This is a genomic window from Bradyrhizobium sp. URHA0013, assembly GCF_000518345.1.
Lineage (GTDB): Bacteria > Pseudomonadota > Alphaproteobacteria > Rhizobiales > Xanthobacteraceae > Bradyrhizobium.
On sequence record NZ_JADK01000006.1, the window covers coordinates 468724 to 494744 of the forward strand.

Sequence of the window (26021 nt, forward strand, 5' to 3'; positions counted from 1 at the left end):
TGCCGGAGTAGCTGATGGAAACGCGCGCAAATTACGTGCTGATCGGGTCGTTCACGCTGGCGGTGATCGCCGCCGCGATCGGCTTCGTGCTGTGGTTTCAGTCGTTGCACACGACCAAGCAGCGCAGCCCCCTGCGCGTCGTGTTCGAGGGCCCGGCCGCGGGCCTGCGCAACGGCGGCAGTGTCAATTTCAACGGTATCAGGGTGGGCGAGGTGGTCTCGGTGAAGCTCGACAACCCGCGGCGGGTTGTCGCACTCGCCATGGTCGAGAACAACGCTCCGATCCGCAAGGACACCCTGGTCGGCCTCGAATTCCAGGGCCTGACCGGCGTCGCCGCGATCTCGCTCAAGGGCGGCGAGGAGGCCGCGCCGTCGCCGCCGCTCGACGAGGACGGCATCCCGACGCTGACGGCCGATCCCAACAAGCTTCAGGACGTCACCGAGGCGATCCGCGGCACGCTCCAGAACATCAACAAGATCGTCGCCGACAATCAGGAGTCGGTGAAGAACTCGCTGAAGAATCTCGAGACCTTCACCAACTCGCTCGCCCGCAACTCGGAGAAGATCGACGGCGTGATGGCCAAGGTCGACGGCGTCATGCTCAAGGCCGACAGCCTCATGCTCGGCCTCAACACGCTGGCCGGCGGCAAGGACGGCGGCGAGCTGTTTCTGGCGGTGAAGTCGATCCGCGAACTGGCCGACGATTTCGACAAGCGCTCCGGCGCATTGATGACCGACGGCCGCCGCACGCTCGGCGACATCAGCCGCGCCGTCAACAATTTCGACCGCAATCCGACCCGCGTCCTGTTCGGCGCCAGCAACAACGCGCCGCCAGCCGCGCCGCCACCGCCGCCCGAGCCGCCGAAGCCCGCCGTGCCGGAGCGCAGGCGGTAGTAGGCGCGTTGCACTCGACCCTCTCCTTCGTCATTGCGAGCGAGGCGAAGCAATCCAGACTGCCTCGCAGAAGCAGTCTGGATTGCTTCGTCGCAAGAGCTCCTTGCAATGACGAGTAGAGGCGCAACGACGTTCCCAAAACAAAACGGAGCCTGCGAGGGCTCCGTTTTTCATTCGCTGTTCGCTATCGCTGCGAACCGCTTACCCCAGCCGGCCCGCTGCGTGCGCGAGCAGCGTGTACACCAGGCCCGTCTCGGAGGTCAGATGGTTGCGCAGCTCCTGCGGGCCGCGGCCGTCGCGGGCGACTTCGTCGAGCAGGCGTTCGAACTCGGCGACATAGCGGTCGACCGTGGCCTTGAAATTGCGGTCGGAGCGATACTTGCGGGCGACCTCGTCGAAAGCCTTCTGGCCGGCGGGCGTGTAGAGGCGCTTGGTGAAGGCCTTGTTCTCGCCACGCTGGTAGCGGTCCCACATCTCGGAGGCGAGGTTGCGGTCCATCAGCCGGCCGATGTCGAGCGACAAGGATTCCAGCGGATTGCCGCCACCTTGCGGAGCCTGCGGCTGCGGAGCCGGTGCAGCCTGGCGGCCGCGCTGCGGCTCACGTCCGGTAGGCGCACCCTGGTTGGCGTCCGTGCGGCTCAAGAGGTCCGACAGCCAGCCGTCACGGCCCTGGTCGTTGCCGGCCGGCGCCACCGGCGGCGCTTCGGTGCGGCGCGAGGAGGCCGGCATGCCGAGGTCCGGCGGCGGCAGCGTCGAGGCGCTGGCGCTCTCGCGCATGCGCGTCTCGGTGCTGCGCGCGCCGACGGCCGCCAGCATCGGCTCTTCCTGCCGCTGCACGCTGGCGCGGCCCGTCGTGGAGACGTCGAGACCACGGCCGTGCTGGGCCACGATGCGGTTGAGCTCGGCGAGGGCCTCGATCTGGTCGACGATCACCTTGCGCATCTGCGCAGTGCTCTCGGCGGCCTCCTGGGGCATCTCGAGCACGCCGCGGCGCAGCTCGTTGCGGGTGGCTTCGAGCTCGTTGTGCATCTCGAACGCCATCTGCTTCATGCTGGAGACGAGGTTGGTGAACTTCTCGGTCGACTGCTTGAACATCGCATCCGCCTCGTCGGTGGTCTGGCGGTAGATGTCGTGCATGGCCTCGACGGTCTGCCGGTGCTCCTCTTCGGAGGCCGACCGCACCGCCTCGAACTGGCGGGTGATCGCGGCGGAACCGGCGCCGGCGGTCTCGGCGACGACGCGGGCGATGTCGCGGGCACGCTCTTCGGCGGCCGCCAGCGATTCATCGAGCAGGCCGGTGAAGCGCGACAGGCGCTGGTCGAGATCGGCCGTGCGCAGGTCGATCGTGGTGACGAGCGATTCCAGCGCCTCCTTGCGTTCGGCGAGCGAGGCGGTGGTGTTCTTGTTGCTCTGCTCGACGACCTGCGCGGCCTCGACCAGTGCCTTGCCGTGCGCGTCGAACTGGGTCGACAACTCGCCGAGATCCTGGAGTGCCCGCGTGGTCTTGCTGTTGAAGACGTTGAGCTGGTCTTCCAGGTTCTGCGTCGCAGCGCCGTTGCGCGAGGTGACGTCGTTCATCGCCGAGACGAAGTCGGCGACGCGCGTCACCAGCGCCCGCTCGAGCGAGTTGAGGTTGTCGTGCGCACCGGTCAGCACCTCCTGGAGCAGGATGTTGCCTTCGCGCAGGCGCTCGAACAGGGCGACCGTGTCGGTTCGCAGGATCTTGCTGGTCTCCTGCATCTCGGTGACGGCCGCGATCGAGACCTGGCGCGACTGGTCGATTGCCGCGCGGGAGGCCTGCTCGAGGTCCTTGAGCGACTTGTTGACGGCACCGGTCGCCATCTCGCTCGCCGAGTTGATGGTCCGCGCCACCTCGGAGCCGTTGCCCATCATGGTCTGCGAGAACGCATGTCCGCGCGTCTCGATCGACTTCAGCGCGTCCGACGTGACGCGGTCGATGTCGAGCGTGAGCTGGCTGGTCTTGGAGCCGATCGCGTCCACGAGCGAGCCGCGCTTGGCGTCGATCATGTTGGCGAGACGGTCGGACTGCTGCTGCACGTAGGTGACGATCTCGTCGGTCTTGCCGGTCATGGCCTGGCCGAAGCTGCTGCTGGCGGCGAGCACCGAGCGCTCGACATCGGCCGAGCTCGACTTGACGCGCGAGCTCGCCTCGTTGGAAGCGTTGATCAACGCGTTCTGGGCGTTGAGCGCGCTGGTCTGGATGTCGTTGGTCGCGTTCGCTGTGGCCGTGCTCAGCGTACGCTCGATCTCGCTCGAGATCGTGCGGATCTGGCTTGCGGCATCAGCCGAAGTCGAGGTCAGCGAGGTCTGTGCCTCACGCGCGCTGTTGAGGATGGTCGAGGCGGTGTCGGCGCCGACCGAGGTCAGCGTGCGCTCGATGTCTATGGTCAGCGACTTGATCTGGCTTGCAGCGTCTGTCGAGGCGGAGATCAGCGTGCCCTGGGCTTCGCGTACGCCGCTCGTGAGCGCCTCGATGGTGGCGCCGCCGGCGGTCGCCAGCGCGCGCTGCATCTCGGCCGCCAGCGAACGGACCTGGCCGGTCTGTTCGGCGGAGACCGCCAGCAGGGTGCTCTGGGCATCGCGGGCGCTGGTCGTGATCGTCTCGGCGGTGGACTGGCCGACCTGCGAGAGCGAGCGATGCACTTCGGCGGCGAGAGACTTGACCTGGCTCGCCGCATCCGAGGACGCGTTGACGAGCGTGCTCTGGGCTTCGCGGGCGCCGGTCATGATGGTCTCTGCCGTCGCGGTGCCAGCCATCGAGAGCGAGCGCTGCACGTCCGAGGACAGCGCCTTGATCTGGTTGGCGGTCTCACTCGAGGCCGCGATCAGCGTGCTCTGCGCATCGCGGGCGCCGGCGGTGATCGATTCCGCCGTGGTGGTGCCGGCCATGGACAGCGAGCGCTGCACGTCGGCGGTGAGGGTCTTGACGTGGTTGGCCGCGTCCGAGGACGCCGTGACGAGCGTGGTCTGCACCTCGCGGGCACCGGCCAGGATCGAGGCGGCGGTCGCCGAGCCCGCCGACGACAGCGTGCGTTCGACGTCGGCCGCGAGCCCCTTGATCTGGTTGGAGGCATCGCCCGACGCGGCGACCAGCGTCGACTGCGCTTCGCGGGCGCTGGTCAGGATCGAGTTCGCGGCACCGGTGCCGACCGCGGTCAGCGCGCGCTCGACCTCGGCGGAGGTCATCTTGAGCTGGGCATTGACGTCGGAGGAAACCGTCATCAGCGACTGCTGCGCGGTGCGCGCACCGGTCTGGATGGTCTCGCTGGTGTTGACCACGAGATTGGTGAGCGAGCGCTCGGCGTCCTCGACATGCGAGCGGATCGCGGTCGAGATCATCTCGGCGCGGGACATCATGTCCTCGCTGGCCTGGCGTCCGCTGCTCTCGATGCGGCCGGCGACGGCCTCGACGCGCGAGCCGAGCAGGTCCTCGAACTGCGCCACGCGCACGTCGATGTCGCTCGCGACCGAGCCGACCTTGGTCTCGATGGCCTGCTGGATCTCCTGGAACCGCGCCGTGACCGTGTCGGTCAGGTGCATGCTGCGGCCGTCGATGATCTCGGTGACGCCGGTGATGCGGCGGTCGACCGCCTCGATCGCCTGCGCGGTGCCGTCCGTGAGCGTCGAGGTCAGGAGGGTGAGGCGGGTATCGATCGACTGCACGGCCTGCGAGGCGCCGTTCGTCACCGCGGTGGTGAGGTAGGTGAGGCGCGTGTCGATGGATTCGAGCGCCTGCGACGCGCCGCCGGTGAGGGTCGTCGTCAGATGCGTGAGGCGCGTGTCGATCGACTGGATGGTCTGCGATGCGCCATCGGTCAGCGAGGTCGTGAGGTGGGTGAGGCGGGAGTCGATCGACTGGATCGCCTGCGCGGCACCGTCGGTCAGCGACGAGGCGAGTGTGTTGAGCCGTCCATCGATGGTCTCGGTGACCGACTTCGCGCGGGTATCGAACGACTGTTCGAGCGCGGCGACGCGGCCGACGAGCTGCTCGTCGAAGGTCTTGATGTGACCGTCGATCGTAGAATCGAGGCTGGAGATCTTGCCGTTCAGCGAGGCGTCGAGGTTGGTGACACGTTCGCCGATCGTGGTCTCGAACTGCACCAGGCGCTGGTCGAGCACAGCCGTGATCGCGCCGCCGTTGGAGGTGAAGCGGGTGTCGAAATTGTCGACATAGGTCTTCAGCGACTCATGGATGTCCTGCGTGCGCTGGCCCATCCGATCGACGATCTCGCCGCCGAAGGTCTTCACGGTGCGGTCGAACTCGGAGATGTGGCGGGTGATCAGCGCGCCCAGCGTGCCGGAGTCGCGGGCGAACTTCTCGACAAGCTCGGTGCCCTGGTTCTTCACCAGCTCGTCGAAGGCGCTCATCTGGAGCGAGAGCGAGTCGTGCGCGGTCTCGGTCTGGCTGACGACCTTGGCGACCAGCGTGTTGACAGTGGCGTCGAGCGCTTCGCTCGCCTTGTCGCCGGAGGTCATGATGTGGCCGGCGAGGCGGTTGCCGGCGTCGTCGATCTTGGCGGAGAGGTCGTTGGAGCGCAGCTCGAGCTCGAGCAGCAGCGAGTCCGACGAATTCTTCAGGCTGTCGTGCACCTGCTCGGTACGCTCGGAGATGCCGTCGACGATCGCGGCGGAGCGCTGCTCGAACTCGCCGGTGATGCGGTCGATGCGCTCGTTGAGCATTTCGTGGACGCGGTCGGCGAGATCGACGAACTCGTCGTGAACGTGGCCGGTCTTGAAATTGAGGCTGGTGGTCAGCCGCTCGCTGGCGTCGAGCACGGCGCGCGTGGTCTCGTTGCTGGCCTCCTCGAGGCGGTCGAGCAGGTCGCCGCCGCGCTCGCCGAGCGCGAGGATCATGTTGTCGCCGGCGTTGCTGAGCGCACCGGTGATGTGGGCGCCGCGCTCTTCGAGCGCGCCGGTGATGGACTTGGCGACCTCGTCGACGCGCGAGGCGATCGCGTCCGAGATCAGCGCGATGTCATGGCGCAAATCGATCTGCACGCCGGAGATGGCGCTGCGGACCTGCTCGGCCTGGCCGACCAGATTGTCGCGCTGATGCGCGATGTCCTGGAGCAGGGCGCGGATGCGCACTTCGTTGTCGGAATAAGCGCGTTCGAGCGCCGCGACCTCGTTGGCGACCAGCGTCTCGAGCTCGCCGGCGCGCGCGATGGCGCGCTCGATGCCGTCGCCCATCGCCGCAACCTCGCGGCGGATGGCCTGGCCGACGGTCACCATGGAATCCGAAGCCGAGCCTTCCGGCTCGGAGAAGCGGATCGCAACCTGGGCCATTGCCTGCGCGACCGAGCTCATTTGCTGGCCGCGCCAGACGAGGCTCGCCAGGAAGAAGAACAGCATGATCGGCGCGAAGAACATCGTGACGAGGCCGGCAATGGCCAACACGCCGCCGCTCTGGCCCATCGCCGCCTGGATCGAAGGCAGGAAGCCGACCGTCAGCGCGGCGCAAGCCGCCAGCCAGATGACGGTGAAGATTGTCGCGCCGGTGTAGATGTTGCGGGTCGGGCGTCCCGTCTGCAACGTCTGCAAGAGCTGGCCGATCGTCGCACGGTCGTCATTGGCGGCGCGGCGCGAGGAGCGCGGCTCCTCGACCTGGTCGAACATCGCGCGTTCGTTCGCGGCGGGGCGCGCGTCGAAGCTCGGTTCGTCGAACATCGGGGGAGCCGGTGGCGCGACGGGGGGCGACGTTTCGCTGCGCATCGATGCGTTGCGGCTGGTGTCCGCGGCCGTGTCGCTGATGTTCAGGGCTTCCTGGATTGCAGAAAGCGCATCTTCTGTGGGGTCTTTGACCTTTTTCGGAGTGTTTGCCATGTTCAGTCCGAGCCCTCGTTACTTGTACGCGTCCCCCCGCGAGCTCTGCGCGCTACGCAAGCCCACAGTCCGGATCATGCCGCTTGCGCGGATCTCCGAGCCATCCCCACCCGGACGGCTTGTCCGCCAATTTCTCCAACATCCTATTGGCAGAGCGTCGCGAATGAAATGCCCGCGATTAAGACATTCTTAATCATCGTTAACAGGAACGTGCCGTAAGGCCTTAGCAATAAATGCAATTCTCCACCGAACTCGGCGGATTGCGGCAACTTTTCGTCAATAAACAGGCAGATTTGCGTAAAACGGCCGGAACATTTCGTTAACCATTTCCGTGCTTGGGTGGAGGGAACTTGACCGCCAGACCGGCGGACATCGCGCGATGCCGGGGCCTGCGCCATGACGCCTGAACTGCAACGGATGGACTGGATGCCCTCGCCCCCGCTTGCACCCATCGACAGCCCGCTCGACCTCGATCATCTCTCCCGCATGACGCTCGGCGATTCCGAGCTGGAACAGGAAGTGCTGACGATGTTTGCCGAGCAGGCGGTGCGCCTGATCGCGGCAATGGCAGCGCTGCCGGCCGAGGCTGGCGCACTCGCCCACAAGCTCAAGGGCTCGGCGCGTGGGATCGGCGCCTTTGCGGTGGCGGATGCCGCAGCCAGCCTGGAGACTGCGATTCAGACCGGCCAGGGCCGGCCTCACGCCTTCGCCGCGCTGAAAGAGGCGGTGACCGAGGCGCGCGTCGCCATCGAGGCAATCCTCAACCCTTAGGGCGACAGGGCCAGACCCCTGCTCTAGTCTTTTGTTTTGACGGGTTTTCTTCCCGCGAAGCGGTATTCTCGACTTCAACAAAACGCTATGGCGCCGGGCTGACCGACCCGTTATAGGACAGCCCGGACCCTCCTTCATTCCCTAGATCGCGGCAGCACGAGCACACATGGCCAAAATCCACTTTGTCGATCACAAGGGCGAAACCCGTACGGTGGACGTCGAGAACGGCGCGACTGTGATGGAAGCCGCCATCCGCAACAGCATTCCCGGCATCGAGGCCGAATGCGGCGGCGCCTGCGCCTGCGCCACCTGCCATGTCTATGTCGACGAAGCGTGGCGCGAGAAGGTCGGCAGCCCGACGCCGATGGAAGAGGACATGCTCGACTTCGGCTTCGACGTGCGCCCGAACTCGCGCCTGTCCTGCCAGATCAAGGTCTCCGACGATCTCGACGGCCTCGTGGTGGCGACGCCGGAACGCCAGGCCTAACTCTCTTAGCTATTCATGTGCTCGGCGGCGCGACCTCGATGCCGCGCTTGTGCCAGGGCCTGAGCTTCTCGAGCACTTCCGCGATCAGTGGCGTTGGCCGGCGCGACGCTTCGTCGATCATCACGGCGACCGATGTCGCCGATGCAATGCACTTCCCTTCCGAAAACACCACCTGCTCGAACGTCACCGACGTTCGTCCCAGCTTCGCGACGCCGAGGCCGAGCTCGATCGTATTCGGCCAGTGCAGCTCCGCGCGAAAATGGATGTCGAGCCGCACCATGATCCAGGCAAGTCCGGGCGGCGTCAGGCCGTATTCCGGGAGCTTCATCAGCGTGACGCGGCCGGTTTCGAAATAGGTGGCGTAGACCGCGTTGTTGACGTGCTGATTGGGGTCGAGATCGCCGAAGCGGACGTTGTCGCTGAGGCGAAAAGGATAGTCCTCCAGGCGCGGCGTCGTATCGAGGCGGCTTGGTGCGTTCACCGATTGATCTCCGTCATATCGTTGCTGGTTACAGCCCAGTTATCCTGACCCGGCAAGTGGGGCCGGCTGCGGGGCGCTCCCGCTTTTATGCCTTCCCTGATCCATCCCCGTTGGCTAGACAGGCAAGGGTCACCTCGGCCCACAGGGCGCCGTCCCACCGATATCGACCGACAAAGAGACGACATGAGCGACGCGATCAAAACCGATGTGTTGATTATTGGCGCCGGCCCCTGCGGTCTGTTCGCCGCTTTCGAGCTGGGCCTTCTCGACATGAAGACGCATTTCGTCGACATCCTCGACAAGGTCGGCGGCCAGTGCGCAGAACTCTATCCGGAAAAGCCGATCTACGACATTCCCGGCATTCCGCAGGTTTCGGGGCAGGGCCTCACCGACGCGCTGATGGAGCAGATCAAGCCGTTCCATCCGACTTTCCATCTCGGCGAGATGATCGAGACCGTGGAGAAGATCGGCGATCCCCTGTTCCGCTGCACCACGGACGCCGGCAAGGTGTTCGAATGCAAGGTGCTGGTGATCGCGGCCGGCGGCGGCTCGTTCCAGCCCAAGCGTCCACCGGTGCCGGGTATCGAAGCCTATGAAGGAAGCTCGGTGCACTACGCCGTGCGCAAGATGGAGACGTTCCGCGACAAGAACGTGCTGATCGTGGGCGGCGGCGATTCCGCGCTCGACTGGACACTTAATCTGCATCCGATTGCCAAGCGCATCACGCTCTTGCACCGTCGCGACGATTTTCGCGCCGCGCCCCACAGCGTCGAGCAGATGCGCGCGCTGGTCGCGGCCGGCAAGATGGATATGCGCCTCGGCCAGGTCACCGCGCTGTCGGGCAGCGAGGGGAAGCTGAGCGGCGCCACCGTCAAGGGCAACGACAACAGCGTGACCGAAATCACCTGCGACACCATGCTGCCGTTCTTCGGCTTGACCATGAAGCTCGGTCCGGTGGCGAACTGGGGCATCGCGCTGGAGAACAATCTGGTGCCGGTCGAGACGTCCGCGTTCGAGACCAACGTGCCAGGCATCTTCGCGATCGGCGACATCAACACCTATCCCGGCAAGATCAAGCTGATCCTGTGCGGCTTCCACGAGGGCGCGCTGATGTCGCAAAAAGCCCATCGCTACGTCTATCCGGAGAAGCGGCTCGTGTTCCAGTACACGACCTCGTCCTCCAGCCTGCAAAAGAAGCTCGGCGTCAACTGACGGCGGCGGGCGATGCCCCATGTTTCTGGTGCTGGAACAGTTCGCGAAATCGCCGTAGTCTGCGGCCATTGCGGTAGGCGGCTTGGCAAGGCGATTGGCTCAGCAAGGTGATCATAATGCGGACTTTCTTTTCCAGCTTTCGGCTGTTCTCGCTCCTCGCGCTCGCGATGTCGCTCGGTGCGATGAGCCCCGTTGCGGCGCAAGTGCAGCAGCCGACCGCCGCGGGTCTCTGGCAGAAGGTCGAAGACGGCAAGACGGTGGGATGGTTCCTCTTCATCGACCACAACGGCATCTTCGAAGGTGTCATCGCAAAAACCTTCCCGCGGCCCGGCGACGACCCGAACGAGATCTGCGCGAAATGCACGGACGATCGCAAGAACGCGCCGGTGCTCGGGCTCTCCTTTATCCGCGACATGAAGCGCGACGGCTTGAAGTATGACGGCGGCAACGTGGTCAATCCGCGCGACGGCAACATCTGGAAGGCCAAGATGACGGTCAGCCCGGATGGGCAGACCCTGACGATGCGCGGCTTCCTCGGCATTTCCCTGTTCGGCAAGGACGAAACCTGGACGCGTCTTCCCGACACCAACATCGCGCAGGTCGATCCCGCTATCGTCGCGAAATATCTCCCGGCGCAAGCGACCGCCGCGACCAAGCCGATGCCTGCGGCGCCGGCGAAGAAGGGCGGCGCGATGATGGCGCCAGCGCCGAAGCAGTAGGTCTACGTCGCGCACTGTGCCGTCTGAACTTCCGTAGCTCCACACACCGCCGTCATTGCTCGCGAAGGCGGGGGACTCCAGTACGCCGCAGCCTCTCCATGTTCCTGCGCGGTGTCCGTGGCCCCCGTGCGCAATCGCGGATGCGGCCGGCTGAGACAGCGGAGACCTTGGCGCGCGAGCAGCGGTGATACCCGTCGAAAGACCAATGCGTGCCGGACGCGCGCCAGTAGTTCCCCGGAATGCGCGGTGGCGCCGGATTTGCATAGCTATCCGCAAAGCTGTTGGGGGAATGAGTCGCCATCCTTGACGCCTTCGCCGAGTCGCGGAGGCGGACGGCAACTATCGCCCCGCGGCGATGACCTCGATCCGCGGAGACGACATGAGACGTGCAATACCGCGTGCCGCCATGCTGCTGGTTCTGACGGTGCTGCTGACCGCCCCGACGATGGCGCGTGATGACGGCCGCTACGCCAACTCGCCGTTAAAGCCCTGGTTCGAGAGCCTGCACAGCGAATACGGCCAATGCTGCTCGGATGCCGACGGCTATGTGGTCGCGGATGTCGACTGGGAATCCGACAGGGGCCGCTATCGCGTGCATCTCGAGGGCGAATGGGTCGTCGTGCCCGAAGGCGCCGTTATCACCGAGCCGAACAAGATCGGCCGCACCATGGTGTGGAAGCACTACATCGACGGCCATCCACGCGTGCGCTGCTTCATGCCGGGCAGCATGACGTAAACGGAAGCGTCATCCCAGGCGATGCGTAGCGCCGAAACGAGGCTCTCGCACCAACGCATCCGCGCGGCGAGACAGCGTCCGCGCCCAGTGCTCAGGTCACCGGCGCCGGATTGAACAGCGTCAAATCGTTGTGGATGCCCCAGCGATCCGACCAGGGTTGCGTGCGGCCGCTGGCGACGTCGAGGATCAAGCGGAACAGGTCCCAGCCGGTCTCCTCGATGGTCTTGTCGCCGGTGGCGATGCCGCCGGCATCGAAATCGATCAGGTCCTTCCAGCGTCGGGCCAGCTCGGTGCGGGTCGCGACCTTGATGACGGGCGCAGCCGCAAGGCCATAGGGCGTACCGCGGCCTGTGGTGAACACCTGCAGCGTTATGCCGGAGGCGAGCTGGAGCGTGCCGCAGATGAAGTCGGACGCCGGCGTTGCCGCAAACAGCATGCCCTTCTGCGTCGCCTTCTCGCCGGGCGAGAGTACGCCGGTGATTGCGGACGATCCGGACTTGACGATCGAGCCCAATGACTTCTCGACGATATTCGCCAAGCCGCCCTTCTTGTTGCCCGGCGTGGTGTTGGCGCTGCGGTCCGCGCCGCCGCGGGCCAGATAGGAATCGTACCAGGCCATCTCGCGGACCAGCGCGCGGCCGACGTCCTCGTTGATGGCGCGGCGGGTGAGCAACTGGATCGCGTCGCGCACTTCGGTGACTTCCGAGAACATCACGGTGGCGCCGGCGCGCACCAGCAGGTCGGCGGCGAAGCCGACGGCAGGATTGGCGGTGACGCCGGAGAAGGCGTCGCTGCCACCGCATTGCAGGCCGATGACGAGATCGGCGGCCGGGCAGGTCTCCCGGGTGCGCTTGTTGAGGATCTTCAGGCGGGCTTCGGCCTGGGTCATGATCGCATCGACGATGGCGCCAAAACCGTCGAAGGCTTCGTCCTGCATGCGCACGATGGCGTTGCTGACGCCTTCCGGCACCAGACGCTCGGGCGCGAGCTTCTCGCAACCGAGGCTGATGACCAGGATCTCGCCGCCGAAGTTCGGGTTCTGCGCGATGTTTTGCAGCGTGCGGATCGGAATCACGGCGTCGGGCGCGTTGATGGCGACGCCACAGCCATACGCATGCGTCAGCGGCACGACGTCGTCGACGTTCGGGTATTGCGGCAGCAGCTCGGCGCGGATGCGCTTCACCGCATATTCCATCGTGCCCTTGACGCATTGCACGGATGAGGAGATGCCGAGGATGTTCTTGGTGCCGACCGAGCCGTCGGAGTTGCGAAAGCCTTCGAACGTGAAACCATCGAGCGGCGGCAGCGGCGCGGGCACAGCGGTCGAGATTTCCAGCTTGTCGAGGGCAGGGGCCTCCGGCATGCGGATGCGCACTTCGTCCACCCATTCCCCGGCCAGGATCGGCGCGAGCGCATGGCCGATCACCTCGCCGTAGCGGATGATCGGGGCGTCCTGCGGGATGTCGACCAGCGCCGTCTTGTGGCCTTGCGGCACGAAGGTACGCAGCGTCAGCCCGCTGGCGAAGCGGGAGCCGGCGGGAAGCCCGAAATCATTGACCACGATCGCGACGTTGTCGCGCTCGTTGAGCTTGATGTAGCGAGGCTGTTCTTTCGCTGCGACTGACTGGTCCATCTGCGCTTGCCTCCGAAGCCGTAGGGTGGGCAAAGGCGCAACGCGCCGTGCCCACCATCTTCACACCGAACGTAAGGCGGTGGGCACACTTCGCTTTGCCCACCCTACGATATCTTGCCCGTGGTTAGCCGGGAAAGGTATAGGCGGTCTTCACCGTCGTGTAGAACTCGCGGGCATAGGAGCCCTGTTCGCGGGCGCCGTAGCTCGAACCCTTCCGGCCGCCGAACGGCACGTGATAGTCGACGCCGGCGGTCGGCAGATTGACCATCACCATGCCGGACTCGCTGTTGCGCTTGTAGTGCGAGGCGTATTTCAGGCTGGTGGTGCAGATGCCGGAGGCAAGGCCGAACTCGGTGTCGTTGGAGATCGCCAGCGCCTCCTCGTAGTTCTTGGCGCGAATGACGGCGGCGACCGGGCCGAAGACCTCCTCGCGCGAAATGCGCATGTTGTTGTTGGCCTCGGTGAACAGCGCCGGCTGCAGGTAGTGGCCGGGCGTTTCGCGCTTGAGCAACTCGCCACCCCAGGCGAGCTTGGCACCCTCGTCCTGGCCGATCTTGATGTAGCGCAGGTCCTGGTCGAGCTGGCTCTGGTCGACCACGGGGCCGATATGCACGCCGGCCTTGAGCGCGTCGTCCACCGTCAGACCCTTCAGGCGCTCGGTCATCGCCGCAACGAAGCGATCATGGATGCCTTCGGTGACGATCAGGCGTGAGGACGCCGTGCAGCGCTGGCCTGTGGAGAAATAGGCGCCGTTAACGGCGACTTCGACGGCGGTCTTGAGATCGGCGTCGTCGAGCACCACCAGCGGGTTCTTGCCGCCCATCTCGAGCTGGAATTTCTTCATGTTGCTCGAGGTCACGCAGGCCTGCGCGATCTTGCGGCCGGTCTGCACCGAGCCGGTGAAGGTAATCGCGGCGACGTCGGGATGCTCGATCAGGGTCTGGCCGACCACGGAGCCCGAGCCGACCACGAGGTTGAACACGCCGGACGGGATGCCGGAGCGGGTGATGATCTCGGACAGCGCATGCGCCGAGCCCGGCACCAGCTCGGCAGGCTTGAACACCACGGTGTTGCCGTAGCAGAGCGCCGGGGCGATCTTCCAGGCGGGGATCGCGATCGGGAAATTCCAGGGCGTGATCATGCCGACGACGCCCATCGGCTCACGGGTGAGCTCGACGTCGATGCCGGGACGCACCGAGGCACCCTTCTCGCCGATCATGCGCAGCGCCTCGCCGGCGAAGAATGCGAAGATCTGGCCGGCGCGCGCGACCTCGCCGATACCCTCGGGCAGCGTCTTGCCTTCCTCGCGGGCGAGCAGGCGGCCGAGCTCTTCCTTGCGGGCGATGATCTCGAGCGAAATCTTGTTCAGCGCGTCGTAGCGCGCCTGCGGCGTCGATTGCGCCCAGGCGGGGAAGGCGGCCTTGGCGGCTGCGATGGCCTTCTCGGTCTGCGCCTTGTCGGCCTTGGCGTATTCGCCCACGACGTCGTTGGTGTTGGAGGGGTTGATGTTCTTGGTGACGGCGGAGCCATCGACCCATTCGCCGCCGATGAAGTTCTTCAGGATCGCAGTCATAATCTCTTCCTCCGAATTTTCTAACGCACGAGGCAGGGACGCTTGTCGTCGAAGGTCCAGCCGGGGATCAGGTCCTGCATGGCAATAGCGTCATCGCGGGCGCCGAGTCCATGCTGCTTGTAGAGGTCATGCGCGGCGTCGATGGCGGCCCTGTCGATTTCGATACCCAGGCCCGGCCTCCCAGGCACGGCGATCTTGCCGCCCTTGATCTGGAGTGGCTCCTTGGTCAGGGCCTGGCCGTCCTGCCAGATCCAGTGCGTGTCGATCGCGGTGACCTTGCCGGGGGCGGCGGCGCCGACATGGGTGAACATGGCGAGCGAGATGTCGAAATGGTTGTTGGAGTGCGAACCCCAGGTCAAGCCGTTGTCGCGGCAGGTCTGGGCCACGCGCACCGAGCCTTGCATGGTCCAGAAATGGGGATCGGCCAGCGGAATGTCCACCGCGCCGAGGCGCAGCGCATGGGACAATTGCCGCCAGTCGGTCGCGATCATGTTGGTCGCGGTCGGCAGGCCGGTCGCACGGCGGAACTCGGCCATGATCTCACGGCCGGAGAAGCCACCTTCGGCGCCGCAGGGGTCCTCGGCATAGGCAAGGATGCCGTGCATGTCCTTGCAGAGGCTGACAGCCTCGTCGAGCGACCATGCGCCGTTCGGATCCAGGGTCACCCGCGCATTCGGAAAGCGCTTGGCGATCGCGGTGACGGCCTCGATCTCCTGCTCGCCGCGCAGCACGCCACCCTTGAGCTTGAAATCGGCGAAGCCGTAATGGTCGTGGGTGGCTTCCGCGAGCCGCACCACGGTTTCCGGCGTCATCGCCTCCTGATGGCGGAGGTTGAACCATTCGCTCTTGCCGGTCTCGCCGCTGACATAGCCGAGCTTGGTTTTACTGATGTCGCCGACGAAGAAGAGATAGCCGAGGGTCTCGACGCTGTTGCGCTGCTGGCCCTCGCCGAGCAGGGCTGCGACGGGCAGGTTGAGATGTTGACCGAGCAGATCGAGCAGCGCCGATTCCACGGCCGTGACGGCGTGGATCATGACGCGGAGATCGAAAGTCTGCTTGCCGCGGCCGCCGGCATCGCGATCGGCGAATGCGGTCCTGATATCGGCGAGGATGTTGTTCATCGCGCCGACGGTCTTGCCGATCACGAGATCACGGGCGTCCTGCAGCGTCTGCCAGATCTTCTGCCCGCCAGGCACCTCGCCGACGCCGGTGTGACCGGCATTGTCGGTGAGGATGACGATGTTGCGGGTGAAGAACGGCGCATGCGCGCCGCTCAGATTGAGGAGCATGCTGTCACGGCCTGCGACCGGGATCACCTGCATCGCGGTGACGACCGGTGCGCCAGTGATCTCGGTCTTGGCCATCGCAGGCTCCTCCCTGTGTCGTTCGTTATTCTGCAGCCTGTTGTGACGATCGGATGGCGGGCAGATTCTTCACGAGCGCCGTGACTTCCGCGATCTCGTGCTCGGTGAGGTCGGTCAGCGGCGGGCGGACCGGGCCGGAATCACGGCCGATCACCTTCATGCCGGCCTTGATGATCGAGACCGCATAGCCCTTCTTGCGGTTGCGGATCGCGATCAGCGGCAGGATGAAGTCCTTCAAGCCGGCGTGGATCGTCGCGTGGTCGCGCTTGCGCACGGCGGCATAGAAGTTGGTGGCGAATTCCGGAACGAAGTTGAACACCGCAGAGGAGTAGGTGGTCACGCCCATGTCGAGATAGGGCAGCGCGAAGGTCTCCGCCGTCGGCAGGCCGCCGATATAGGTCAGGCGGTCGCCGAGCTTGGTGTAGACGCGGGTCATCAGCTCGATGTCGCCGATGCCGTCCTTGTAGCCGACGAGGTTCGGGCAGCGTTCGGCGAGGCGGGCGAGCGTATCGGGCTGGAGGATCGCGTTGTCGCGGTTGTAGACGATGACGCCGATCTTCACGGAAGCGCAGATCGCTTCCACGTGGGCAGCAAGGCCATCCTGCTCGGCATGGGTGAGATAGGGCGGCAGCAGCAGCAGGCCGTCGGCGCCGGCCTTCTCTGCGCCGATCGCGATCTCGCGCGCGGTGGCGGTGCCGTAGCCGGTGCCGGCGAGCACGGGGACGCGGCCCTTGGTCTCGTCCACGGCGATCTTGACCACCTGCGGAACCTCGGCCGCCGTCAGCGAGAAGAACTCGCCGGTGCCGCCGGCGGCGAACAGGCCTGCGACGTCATAGCCGCAGAGCCAGTCCATGTTGGCGCGGTAGGTCGTCTCGTCGAAGGAGTAGTCCGCCTTGAACGGCGTGACGGGGAAAGACAGCAGGCCGGATCCGATCTTCTGGGCCATTTCCTGCGGGGTCATCTTGCTCATGGGCGCTGCTCCCTGGTCTCATGTTGTGGAGGACGCAAAGGCTGCGCGTCCATGCGCCGTGGTTTAGGAGACCGTTCGATGCGGGTCCAAGCCAAAGCCTATATCGACCGATGCGAATTCAGCATCAATCTTCCATCACCTCCGCCGAGGACAATTCGCTCGCGATCTTGACGAGGGCCGACAGCAGCGGATTCTCGTCGTCGCGGCGCCAGACCATGAACAGCTCGACCGGGACGCGGGTGCGCAGCTTCAGCGGCCGCAGGCGGACGTCCGCGATCTTCAGGCTCGCCGCCGCCGCCGGCACGATGGCAAGGCCGAGGCCGGCGCGCACCATGGCGAGGATCGAGTGGATCTGGCTCAGGTGCTGGACATAGCGCGGCAGGATGTCGGCGCGGGTGAACAGCGCCACCAGCACGTCGTGAAAGTAGCGGCTCTCATAGGGCGAATACATCACGAAGGGCTGGTTGTCGAAATCCTTGATCGTAATGGTCTCGGCATTCGCCAGCGGATGCTTTTTCGGGATCGCGGCGAGCAGGGGCTCGGCGACGACGCGGCGGCTGGCGATTTCGGGGCGCGCGATCGGGGGCCTGAGCAGGCCGGCATCGATCTGGCCCGAGGTCAGCGCCTCGAACTGGTCGCCCGAGACCATCTCCTTCAGCGAGAAGTCCACCTCGGGCAGCTTGGCGCGGCAGGCGGCGACGAGTTCGGGGAGGAAGCCGTAGGCGGCGGCCGCGGTGAAGCCGATTTTGAGCGAGCCGGACTTGCCGAGCGCGATACGGCGGGCGACCTGCGAGGCGCTTTCCGCAAGCTTCAGGATGCGCCGCGCTTCCGGCAGGAAGCTGCGCCCGGCAGGCGTCAGGCGTACCGAGCGGCTGGTACGCTCCAGCAGCGGCGCATCGATGATGTGCTCGAGCACCTGGATCTGCCGGGACAGCGGCGGCTGGGTCATGTTCAGCCGCGCGGCGGCGCGGCCGAAATGCAATTCCTCCGCCACCGTGACGAAACAGCGGAGCTGATTGAGGTCGAACATCGATACATGCCTTAGATGGATAAGGCGTTTCCCCGGCGCTTCTAGCATCGATTACTCCCAAAACAAAGACGGCGGCCGTGAAGCCGCCGTTAAGTTGCCTGGTCAAGCTCCCATGGGAGCCCTCAGGAGGAACGTTTGAGCACCACGCGCTCGATCTTGCCCACGACCACGAGATAGGCGAATGCGGCCACCAGCGCATTGGCGCCGACGAATATCAGCGCTCCGTTGAAGGAGCCGGTCGCGGCCAGGATGTAGCCGATCACGATCGGAGTGCTGATCGAGGAGAGATTGCCGAAGGTGTTGAACAGGCCGCCCGAGACGCCGCCGGCTTCCTTCGGCGAGGTGTCGGAGACGACAGCCCAGCCGAGCGCGCCGATGCCCTTGCCGAAGAAGGCGAGCGCCATGAAGCCGACCACCAGCGCCTGGCCGTCGACATAGTTGCAGGCGATGATCGACATCGACAGCAGCATGCCGCCGACGATCGGGATCTTGCGCGCCATCGTCAACGAGCCGGTCTTGCGCAGGATCGCGTCGGAGATGACGCCGCCGAGCACGCCGCCGATGAAGCCGCACAGCGCCGGCAGCGTCGCGACGAAGCCGGCTTGCAGGATCGAGAGGCCGCGCTCCTTGACGAGATAGACCGGGAACCAGGTCAGGAAGAAATAGGTCAGCGTGTTGATGCAGTACTGGCCGAGATAGACGCCGAGCATCATGCGGTTGGAGAGCAGCTGGCGGATATGGTCCCATCCCGGACCGGAAGCGGCCGCGCGTTCATGCTTCAGGTCGTCTTTGGGAGCGTCGAGGTCGACCAGCGCACCACCTGCCTTGATGTAGTCGAATTCGGCCTCGTTGACGCCGGGGTGCTCTTTCGGCCCGTAGACGGTCTTGATCCAGACCATGCCCATGACGATTCCGAGCGCACCCATCACGAAGAACACGTAGCGCCAGCCGTAGCCGTGTGCGATCCAACCCATCAGCGGCGCGAAGATCACGGTGGCGAAATACTGCCCGGAATTGAAGAACGCCGACGCGGTCCCGCGCTCGTTGCTCGGAAACCAGGCCGCGACGATGCGAGCATTGGCGGGGAACGAGGGCGCTTCGGCGATACCGACAAGGAAGCGCAAGCCGAACAGCACGACGATCGCGGTGCCGGCGCTGAAGAATCCGACCCAGCCCTGCAGCGTCGTGAACAGCGACCAGACGATGATGCTGAACGCATAGACGAGGCGGGAGCCGTAGCGGTCGAGCAGCCAGCCGCCCGGCACCTGTGCGATCACATAGGACCATCCGAACGCCGAGAAGATGTAGCCCATCGCGACGGGGTCGAGATGCAGCTCCTTGGAGAGCGCGGGGCCCGCGATCGACAGCGTGGCGCGGTCGGCATAATTGACGGTCGTGACCAGGAACAACATGGTCACGATGAACAGCCTGACGCGAGACCTTCTCACGTCCGCTGCGGACATCACTGCGCTCATTGCGCGCCTCCTTAGAACTCGAAACGTTTCCCCACTGCGACTCCTAGAGGTCCGCGCGGCAAAGTGTCCAAGTTCAAGGCAGTATCGATCGATGCCGATTTTGGATTGATGGAACGGGAGTCGACGTCATCCGAGTTCTATAGCGAGGGATGGAGCGCTCTCTGCGCGGATTTCGAACTCGAATGACCGCGTTTTCTGCAACTTCGTCAGTTGCGTCTTGAGGCCCTTCACATCATTTGTGAAGTGCAGCGTATAGTCGCCGTCGCCTCGGACACTCACGATGTTCTCTATCGTATCGCTATCCGGGTTCCCGTACTTGCCGTCAGCCGAGATCACGTAGTGCTTTGCGGGAAATGACCTGAGGAACTTCTCGGTGATGTTGCGGTCGCTACCATGGTGCGGCATCTTCAAGATGTCGAGCTTCGAAGGCAGATCTAGACCTGCGTCCTTGAAGCCATCGACGATGTCGTCCCCGCGCGCGTCGCCGGTCAGCAAGATCTTACGTTTGGCGATTTCGACCAGCATCACGAGGCTCGACAGGTTTGTTGGGGACTCGTCAAGATCGTCGCGGAACAACGCAGCGAGCGCTGCGGCGTTGCCGGATTCGCTCTTCCATTTTTGTCGAAATGCGTCCAGCCGCGATTTAATCGGTCCGACGAGCGTGACCTTGGCGCCATCCACGACCTTGCTCCCGCTCTTCGAGGATAAGGTGCCACCGAACGGCTCGTTTCCGCTGAGCTGAAGTTTAGTCAGATAGTCCCGCAGCTCACGGCCCTGGCCGATGCTGGCAAGAACGGCAACCGCGCGCTGGTCGAGCGAGCCGTCGCCTATGTTGAGTTGGGGATCGGCACTGGCCATCGCCACTTGAGCCTTCGCTTGCGTGCCGGCGAGAGACGTCATGCCTGCCTGCAAGCTGGCGGAACTGCCGACGATGTCACGGAAGCTGTTATGCCAAAATCGCTTGATTTCGAGAAAGTCCGCGGCGCCGTCCTCCTGTTCGGCGAGCCCTTTGGTCATCTGCAAGATTCCCGTGACGTGGTCTTCGTCGACATGGCTCAGCATGGCAAGATCGACCGCCAGTTCGGAATCGTCGCCTCGCAACTCTTCCAATCGCGGTTTCAATGTCTGTTTCCAAACTCCCTTCGGCCCGCCGTCGATGATCCAGAGACGCTTCCTGTTCTTCCAGGGGTATTGAATAAGCAGGGCATCGCCGTGCTTTGCATTCAAGGCCTCAAATCGGATCATGACGGCTCCTAGACGGATTGCAGCGCGCGTAGCACGTCGAGCATGCCTGCCCCCTGGAAGCTAACTTCGCGGCCGAGATCAGTGGCCGTCTTGCAGAGGATTTGCTTGATCATGGTTGGCCTGCCGATCAGCTCGCGGTGGCGCGCCATCAGCAATGCCGCTGCGCCGCTCACATGCGGCGCTGCCATGCTTGTCCCATCCATGCGCTTTGAACCGAGATTCGGTATGGGAGCCGTGATCTTCTCTCCAGGAGCGACCAGATCCGGCTTGCGCCGTCCGTCTCCGGTCGGCCCTCTACTCGAGAAGTAGCTCACGCCGTATGTGTGGGGCTCGCTGCGATGAGTTGAACCTACCGTAATCACGGCGTCTGCATTCCCCGGATCCGTGATGCTCGCGACGCGGTAGCTTCCAAAGTCGCCGCCGCCTGTTTCGGGATGCTGGTTGAATCCCTGATTCCCGGCCGCCGCGACCACCACCACCCCGTCGCCGACAAGTCTGGAGCATTCGTCGCAGATCGGAGTACGTCCACAGGCGTAACTCATGACCTCGTGCCTTATCGAGAGGCTTAGGTTGACGCCATGGATGACCGGATTTGCGCGAAAGCGATTGAGATGCGCAACGACCTGCAGGGCCGCCATGATCACGAACTCTTCCGCCTCACCGTTCTGGTCAAAGACACGAAAATCGTAAAGGGTAAGGTCGGGGCAGATTCCGAAGAGAGGACCGTTGTCGTCATTGTCCTGCTCGGGCCAGTTTCCCGCCAGAATGCCGGCAACGTGTGTGCCGTGCTCTTGCGAGGGTGGCTCGTACCTGTCGTAAGGGACCGTAATCAGTGGCAGCAACATGTCCCAATCAATTTCCCGGCCAAGGTTGACCCGGCGCGTAAGATCCACAAGCTCCTGCTGTTGCTGTTGGGTGACGACGACTTGTCGCCCGCCCGAGGTCTTGAAACGGCCACTTTGAAGCGCGAGCAACGTTCGCAAGTATGTGAAGTCATATGTTTTCTTGATCCTCGAGTGCTCGGGCAGAATGCCCTGTCCGGGCTCTGAATACTTGCTCTTAGCGCGGTCAAGAAAAGCAACATGGGTGGCGTCGATGCCGCAGTCGATGACGGCCCAGGCGATCCCCTTCGTATTGATCTTGAACAAGTTGTGTGCCGCGTCCGCCTTCACGGCTTGCCGGGACTGAAACAGCGACACAGTCGTGCGGCGATTGAGTGATATGCTCCAAATCAGCTTTCCGTCCTCGTCGCCGGGAATTTGCTTGAACCGGCGGAATTGGCTCAGAAATCCTTCCGTGATGCTCCTGATATCCCGAAAATTATTGGCGTCGGTTTGCAGAACTTCGGCCAGGTCTTCGGGATCGGCACGCTCGCGCCAACTGTCGATGAACCCAGCCAAGACAATGAAGCGGAAGTAATCCCATTGTTGGCTGGTATTGACGACGGTCTTGAACTTCGTTCGCTGCGTTTCCAGTTGCGACAGCCGCTCTTCGACCTCCTGGAAAGAACGCAATTGCATGGGAAGGTCACGCCACCAGTTCGTCATGGGAATGACGACGCGCATCAGCTCTGCAAATGTCAGCTTGGCTACGACCGAGGACCTGCTGTACGCGATCATCGTCTCGCTTTTGAGCGTGCTGGTCGTTCTGCCGGAGTTCCTGTGATAGCGCAGCAATCGCTGCTCAAGCGACTGCGCAATGGCACCGGGCGCGTGTCCCGTCTTGGGAGTTAGGATGATGTCGACGCGCACCCCCTTGTCGGCCTTGGCGTAGGCCAGCCACACGTCCGGCAGGATGGGGCTGTCTTGCGTGAAGCGCTGGTGACCAAATGTCCTGAAAATGAGGCTTCGCCAAGTGTCCTCGGACAGACGCGGTGATTCCTGATCCCGGCCTCGCGAAGCTTGGGTCGCCGATCTGCTACGCTGCGTGGGACCTCGCGGTCGCTTCTTGGCCGGACCTCTCGCTGATCGCTTCGCCAAGGCAGCCTCCTCCGTGTGACGTAGGCGGGCGTGCGAGCATTTGGTCTGACCCAAGCCCCTGCGCCCAACTTTAGCGTGCATTGGCGAAGTCGTGCATTCAATTTAGGCCGGAGAGGTCGCCTGCGCCATTTTGGCGCAGGGTGCCTACTGCTGCGCCGCCGGCAGCAGCGGCGCGAGCAGCCCGCGTGTCACGCCCGGCGGTGCCGCATCCAGCCCCAGCACGGCGCTTGCGGCCGGCAGTGCCGCGTCCGCCATCGCGGCGTGGCCTTCGGCGCTCGGATGCACGGCGCCGCCATAGACGGCGGAGAGCACGCCCCAGGTCGCGTCGTGGATGTCGGTCGGCTGGCTTGCTGCCGGCAAGCCTTGCGGATAGGTCATCGCGGCGAAATAGCTGTCATTGGCGTCGCGGATCCAGCGCGCGCGCGGCAGATAGGCGCGGAATTCGGAGGCGCCGCGGCCGCACAGCATCGGCTGGCTCGCCGCGCTCACGATGTCAGGATTGAAGCTCTGGCCGTTCTCGGCAAAGCAGGTGCGGTCGAATTCGGGATCGTTGCCCGAATGCGCGCAGAAGCCGTGATCGGCGAACGCCGCCTGATGCGAATCCACGAAGGTCATGCGGTCGGCCTCGGGATCGCGGCACAGCGCGCCGCGGGTGCAGGTAGCGAGCCCCTTCAGTTGCGGCAGGAATTCGGTGTCGACGAAGGTCGACACGCGGGCGAGGCGCTGCGGATCGGCGTTGAAGGACGGATGGATGTCGAAGCCGGCGCGGCCGCCGCGGCAAGGCACGCCGCCATCGGCGAGCGCCGGGTTGGCGTAGGAGACGTAGACCACATGCGAGAGGTCGCCACCGACCAGCGGCTTCAGCGCCTCGCGTAGCTTGACGAAATTCTGCGGCAGTTCGCGCGCCAGCGCATCTCGGGAATCATCGACGCTCGCCATCACGCCGGAGCGCCGGAATATCGCGCGCTCGGTTGCGGTCTCGACGATCACGTCGGCGACGAGGCCGGAGAAATAGACGTCGTTGGCGCCGACCGAGAGCAGCACGAGGTCGAGCGTGCGCTCTGGCTGCCGTTTCCTAGCAGCGGTGAGCGCCTCGCGCAGCTCGGCGACCTGTGCGTTCACGCTGATGTTGCAGACGCCGGTCTTGCCGGGCGGGCATTCACGGGCACGCTGCGAGCCGAGCAGCCCGTCGCTGATGCTGGCGCCAGTGCAGGCGAGCGGCAGAAACGTCACCGCGACGTGGGTGTAGCGTACCGCGAGCGCCAGCGCGGTGCGGGCCTGGTAGCTGTAGAGCGATCGATGGCAGGGCGAGTTGAACCAGAGCGCGCTGTAGCGCTGCCAGTTGGCAAGCGTATCCGGCGCTTCGCAGGCGCGGCCGCCCTTGAAGCCGGCGCGGCTCGGCCGGTAATACTGCGCGCCGGCGGTGCCGAGATAGGAGCGGAAGCAAAAACCTTCGTCCGACAGCGCCAGCGGCCGGTCCGGATTGCCTTCGCCCGAGGCGATGCTGTCTCCGAGGCCAGCGACGAAGATGTCGCGGACCTGGATCTCGGTCTGGACCCGCTGGGTTGGATCGGAGCCGGAGGAGACGTCGACGGTCGCGACCGTCTGCTTGCCGTAGCGGACCCGCAGATTGATCGGCTCGGCGCAGTCGAAGGTGGATTGTTGCGGCCCGTCGCCGTCGTCGAACGACCAGGCGCAGGTGGCGCCGACCGGCACCGCGCCGGCGAGACGCACGGTGACGGGATGGTCGAGGGGGGTGAGGTAGTTTTCCTTCGTGTTGTCGCGGGTGCAGGGCTGGTTGACCCGGCCCTGGAGGTCGATGCAGAGCCGGTTGACCATGTTCCGGGCCCAGCCGCGGCCCTCGCTCTGGAGCTCCAGCGATTGCTCGGCGGCGAGGATGCTGCGGTTACGCGCGTTCTCGACATGGAGCAGGAAGTCGCGCTCTTCGCGGAACAGCCGGAAGCGGTTGCGCACCTCCCAGCTGATCTGCATGGCGCCCGCGTCCTGCGCGGCCGCCCGCTCCAGCGGCAGGGCGGTGAGGAGCCCGGCGAGCAGCAGGGCACCAGCGAGGAAACGGCGAAGGGATACAGGGATCATGGCCCGCATTTTCAACGGCAAAGTTGAGGCGGAAATAAGAGAGTTGCTCTCCGCCTGCAACATCGGTCTGATGGTTTTGCCGGCCGGCGTCTAGCGGACTATCGTTGGAGCATGATCTTTCCGGAAAACCGCTTCGCACTTTTCCGCATCATGCTCAGCGCTTGCTGGCCTGCCGCAGCGACCGCTCGCGCTCAATCGCTGCCACCTGCTTGGGCAGGTTGGCCTGCGCGCAGGCCTCCGCCAGCCTTCGGCGCTCCTGCCAGGGCTCCACCACATTCATCCAGAGCTCGCGTGTGCCCATGATGGAGATGGCCAGTCCGAACGGGATCACGAAATAGAGAATGCGGAAGACAAGGAGCGTGGCCAGAAGCTGCTCGCGGCCGAACTCCGGCAGCGCCACCAGCATGGCGGCGTCGAACACGCCGAGCGAACCGGGGGCGTGGCTGGCAAAGCCGAGCAATGTCGCCAAAATGAACACCACCGAGAGCGATAGGAAGTCGATCTGCGGCGTGGCCGGCACCAGAAGGTACATCGCCAGCGCGCAGAATCCGAGATCGACGACGCCGATCAGGATCTGCACCAGCGTCAGCGGCGCTGACGGCAGCACCACCTTCCAGCCCTTCTGGCCCAGCTCGCGGCGCTTCTCGCCCATGCACAGCCAGACCAGATACGCGCCGATCGAGGCGAGGCCGCCGAGCGCAATCAGCCGGTTGATCGACGACGGCAGCTGATCCATGTAGGAGGCGGCATCCGGATGGATGGCCATGCCGATCGAGAGCACGAAGATGTTACCGAGCCAGAAGGTCAGGCCCGACAGGAAGCAGATTTTTGCGACATCGATCGCATTCAGCCCGTAATCCGAATAGATCCGGAAGCGGATCGCGCCGCCGGTGAAGACGGTGGCGCCGATATTGTGGCCGATCGAATACGATGTGAAGCTGGAGAGCGCTGCGATGCGATAGGGCACGTGCTTCTTGCCGATCGTTCGCAGTGCAAAAAAATCGTAGAAGGTCAGCGTACAGAACGCGAAGCATACGCAGATCGCCGCCAGCCCGATGTTACCGCGGGGGATCTCGGTCAACGCGGTCAGGATGACCCCGGTGTCGATGCCCTTGAGCGTCCGTACCAGCGTGGTGATCGCGAACGCAATGATGAAGACGCTCGCCGCAACGCCGAGTCGCCGCCAGCCGATCCATCTCTTGAAGCCGCGCTTCAGCGCGGTCAGCAGTCCGTGCATTCATCCTCCCGGCGGGGGGCAAGACCGACCAGGCCAGACATTGGCCGGTCAGATGCGATCAGTGCCCGATGTGGGCTTGGATCGCTAGGCATGATGTAGCTCATTTAAGGCAAAAACAGTGACTTGTGCAGCCCTTGACAAGGATAGGTTCTGCCTTGGACCAGCTTGGACCAGCCACTTTGTCATACGCGGTTCACATCGGACGCGCGTTAAGCATATGAGTCGTGGGATCGGTCGCGTCCGTCTGTGACATGGTCTCAGATCCTGCACGGCCA

General features: G+C 64.6%; 18 protein-coding genes. 6 read left to right on the top strand and 12 right to left on the bottom strand.

Annotated elements, in window-relative coordinates; all coding sequences use genetic code 11:
- Window positions 1-14: 14 nt before the first annotated feature.
- Window positions 15-893, top strand: coding sequence for an MlaD family protein (locus N551_RS0109920; RefSeq protein WP_027566853.1), 879 nt, complete (start codon window positions 15-17; stop codon window positions 891-893).
- Window positions 894-1094: 201 nt separating this feature from the next.
- Here the strand turns inward: N551_RS0109920 and N551_RS0109925 are convergent, their stop codons facing one another.
- Entirely contained in the window at window positions 1095-6737 is a 5643-nt protein-coding gene (locus N551_RS0109925) for a negative regulator of septation ring formation (RefSeq protein WP_027566854.1), read from the bottom strand.
- A gap of 396 nt (window positions 6738-7133) precedes the next feature.
- Here N551_RS0109925 and N551_RS0109930 point away from each other — a divergent pair, with 396 nt between their 5' ends.
- Window positions 7134-7508, top strand: coding sequence for an Hpt domain-containing protein (locus N551_RS0109930; RefSeq protein WP_027566855.1), 375 nt, complete (start codon window positions 7134-7136; stop codon window positions 7506-7508).
- 166 nt (window positions 7509-7674) lie between these two features.
- Complete coding sequence (locus N551_RS0109935; protein ID WP_007602043.1) at window positions 7675-7995, top strand: 2Fe-2S iron-sulfur cluster-binding protein; 321 nt, start codon at window positions 7675-7677, stop codon at window positions 7993-7995.
- A gap of 13 nt (window positions 7996-8008) precedes the next feature.
- Here the strand turns inward: N551_RS0109935 and N551_RS0109940 are convergent, their stop codons facing one another.
- Window positions 8009-8476: a thioesterase family protein gene (locus tag N551_RS0109940; protein WP_007602045.1), complete on the bottom strand. Its 468-nt coding sequence runs from the start codon at window positions 8474-8476 to the stop codon at window positions 8009-8011.
- Between the two features lie 183 nt (window positions 8477-8659).
- Here N551_RS0109940 and N551_RS0109945 point away from each other — a divergent pair, with 183 nt between their 5' ends.
- The 3 genes from N551_RS0109945 to N551_RS0109955 all read left to right on the top strand — a co-directional run bounded on the left by N551_RS0109945 (window position 8660) and on the right by N551_RS0109955 (window position 11143).
- Window positions 8660-9688: an NAD(P)/FAD-dependent oxidoreductase gene (locus tag N551_RS0109945; RefSeq protein WP_027566856.1), complete on the top strand. Its 1029-nt coding sequence runs from the start codon at window positions 8660-8662 to the stop codon at window positions 9686-9688.
- A 116-nt stretch (window positions 9689-9804) separates the two neighbouring features.
- Entirely contained in the window at window positions 9805-10407 is a 603-nt protein-coding gene (locus N551_RS0109950) for a DUF2147 domain-containing protein (RefSeq protein WP_027566857.1), read from the top strand.
- A gap of 379 nt (window positions 10408-10786) precedes the next feature.
- A complete protein-coding gene (locus N551_RS0109955; protein ID WP_027566858.1) occupies window positions 10787-11143 on the top strand; it encodes a hypothetical protein in 357 nt (118 codons plus the stop codon).
- Between the two features lie 91 nt (window positions 11144-11234).
- Here N551_RS0109955 and garD read toward each other — a convergent pair whose 3' ends face one another.
- From garD to N551_RS0110010, 10 genes are all read right to left on the bottom strand, one after another.
- Window positions 11235-12776 carry a galactarate dehydratase gene (garD, locus tag N551_RS0109960; protein WP_027566859.1) on the bottom strand — a complete coding sequence of 514 codons (1542 nt, stop codon included), beginning with the start codon at window positions 12774-12776 and terminating at the stop codon, window positions 11235-11237.
- Between the two features lie 124 nt (window positions 12777-12900).
- Window positions 12901-14349 (bottom strand): aldehyde dehydrogenase family protein, encoded by a 1449-nt coding sequence (locus N551_RS0109965; RefSeq protein ID WP_027566860.1) that lies wholly within the window; start codon window positions 14347-14349, stop codon window positions 12901-12903.
- A 20-nt stretch (window positions 14350-14369) separates the two neighbouring features.
- Window positions 14370-15713, bottom strand: coding sequence for a glucarate dehydratase (gudD, locus tag N551_RS0109970; RefSeq protein WP_027566861.1), 1344 nt, complete (start codon window positions 15711-15713; stop codon window positions 14370-14372).
- 25 nt (window positions 15714-15738) lie between these two features.
- Entirely contained in the window at window positions 15739-16683 is a 945-nt protein-coding gene (gene kdgD, locus N551_RS0109975; protein ID WP_027566862.1) for a 5-dehydro-4-deoxyglucarate dehydratase, read from the bottom strand.
- 124 nt (window positions 16684-16807) lie between these two features.
- Window positions 16808-17713 carry a LysR substrate-binding domain-containing protein gene (locus N551_RS0109980; protein WP_027518955.1) on the bottom strand — a complete coding sequence of 302 codons (906 nt, stop codon included), beginning with the start codon at window positions 17711-17713 and terminating at the stop codon, window positions 16808-16810.
- 122 nt (window positions 17714-17835) lie between these two features.
- Complete coding sequence (locus tag N551_RS0109985) at window positions 17836-19188, bottom strand: MFS transporter (protein ID WP_027566863.1); 1353 nt, start codon at window positions 19186-19188, stop codon at window positions 17836-17838.
- Between the two features lie 126 nt (window positions 19189-19314).
- Window positions 19315-20433, bottom strand: coding sequence for a hypothetical protein (locus tag N551_RS0109990; RefSeq protein ID WP_027566864.1), 1119 nt, complete (start codon window positions 20431-20433; stop codon window positions 19315-19317).
- A gap of 8 nt (window positions 20434-20441) precedes the next feature.
- Entirely contained in the window at window positions 20442-22412 is a 1971-nt protein-coding gene (locus tag N551_RS0109995; RefSeq protein ID WP_027566865.1) for a S8 family serine peptidase, read from the bottom strand.
- Between the two features lie 144 nt (window positions 22413-22556).
- The gene (locus tag N551_RS0110000) at window positions 22557-24509 is read right to left on the bottom strand and encodes a hypothetical protein (protein ID WP_027566866.1); all 1953 of its coding nucleotides are present in this window, start codon (window positions 24507-24509) and stop codon (window positions 22557-22559) included.
- Window positions 24510-24663: 154 nt separating this feature from the next.
- Window positions 24664-25746 (bottom strand): YbhN family protein, encoded by a 1083-nt coding sequence (locus N551_RS0110010; protein ID WP_027566867.1) that lies wholly within the window; start codon window positions 25744-25746, stop codon window positions 24664-24666.
- Between the last annotated feature and the right edge of the window lie 275 nt (window positions 25747-26021).

What these genes read in the sequence shown, in the direction of transcription:
- garD (WP_027566859.1), bottom strand. Translation starts at nt 12,776, where the DNA reads ATGGACCAGTCAGTCGCAGCGAAAGAACAGCCTCGCTACATCAAGCTC.
- gudD (WP_027566861.1), bottom strand. Translation starts at nt 15,713, where the DNA reads ATGGCCAAGACCGAGATCACTGGCGCACCGGTCGTCACCGCGATGCAG.
- N551_RS0109935 (WP_007602043.1), top strand. Translation starts at nt 7,675, where the DNA reads ATGGCCAAAATCCACTTTGTCGATCACAAGGGCGAAACCCGTACGGTG.
- N551_RS0109950 (WP_027566857.1), top strand. Translation starts at nt 9,805, where the DNA reads ATGCGGACTTTCTTTTCCAGCTTTCGGCTGTTCTCGCTCCTCGCGCTC.
- kdgD (WP_027566862.1), bottom strand. Translation starts at nt 16,683, where the DNA reads ATGAGCAAGATGACCCCGCAGGAAATGGCCCAGAAGATCGGATCCGGC.
- N551_RS0110000 (WP_027566866.1), bottom strand. Translation starts at nt 24,509, where the DNA reads ATGATCCCTGTATCCCTTCGCCGTTTCCTCGCTGGTGCCCTGCTGCTC.
- N551_RS0109945 (WP_027566856.1), top strand. Translation starts at nt 8,660, where the DNA reads ATGAGCGACGCGATCAAAACCGATGTGTTGATTATTGGCGCCGGCCCC.
- N551_RS0109985 (WP_027566863.1), bottom strand. Translation starts at nt 19,188, where the DNA reads ATGAGCGCAGTGATGTCCGCAGCGGACGTGAGAAGGTCTCGCGTCAGG.
- N551_RS0109920 (WP_027566853.1), top strand. Translation starts at nt 15, where the DNA reads ATGGAAACGCGCGCAAATTACGTGCTGATCGGGTCGTTCACGCTGGCG.
- N551_RS0109930 (WP_027566855.1), top strand. Translation starts at nt 7,134, where the DNA reads ATGACGCCTGAACTGCAACGGATGGACTGGATGCCCTCGCCCCCGCTT.
- N551_RS0110010 (WP_027566867.1), bottom strand. Translation starts at nt 25,746, where the DNA reads ATGCACGGACTGCTGACCGCGCTGAAGCGCGGCTTCAAGAGATGGATC.
- N551_RS0109990 (WP_027566864.1), bottom strand. Translation starts at nt 20,433, where the DNA reads ATGATCCGATTTGAGGCCTTGAATGCAAAGCACGGCGATGCCCTGCTT.
- N551_RS0109980 (WP_027518955.1), bottom strand. Translation starts at nt 17,713, where the DNA reads ATGTTCGACCTCAATCAGCTCCGCTGTTTCGTCACGGTGGCGGAGGAA.
- N551_RS0109925 (WP_027566854.1), bottom strand. Translation starts at nt 6,737, where the DNA reads ATGGCAAACACTCCGAAAAAGGTCAAAGACCCCACAGAAGATGCGCTT.
- N551_RS0109955 (WP_027566858.1), top strand. Translation starts at nt 10,787, where the DNA reads ATGAGACGTGCAATACCGCGTGCCGCCATGCTGCTGGTTCTGACGGTG.
- N551_RS0109965 (WP_027566860.1), bottom strand. Translation starts at nt 14,349, where the DNA reads ATGACTGCGATCCTGAAGAACTTCATCGGCGGCGAATGGGTCGATGGC.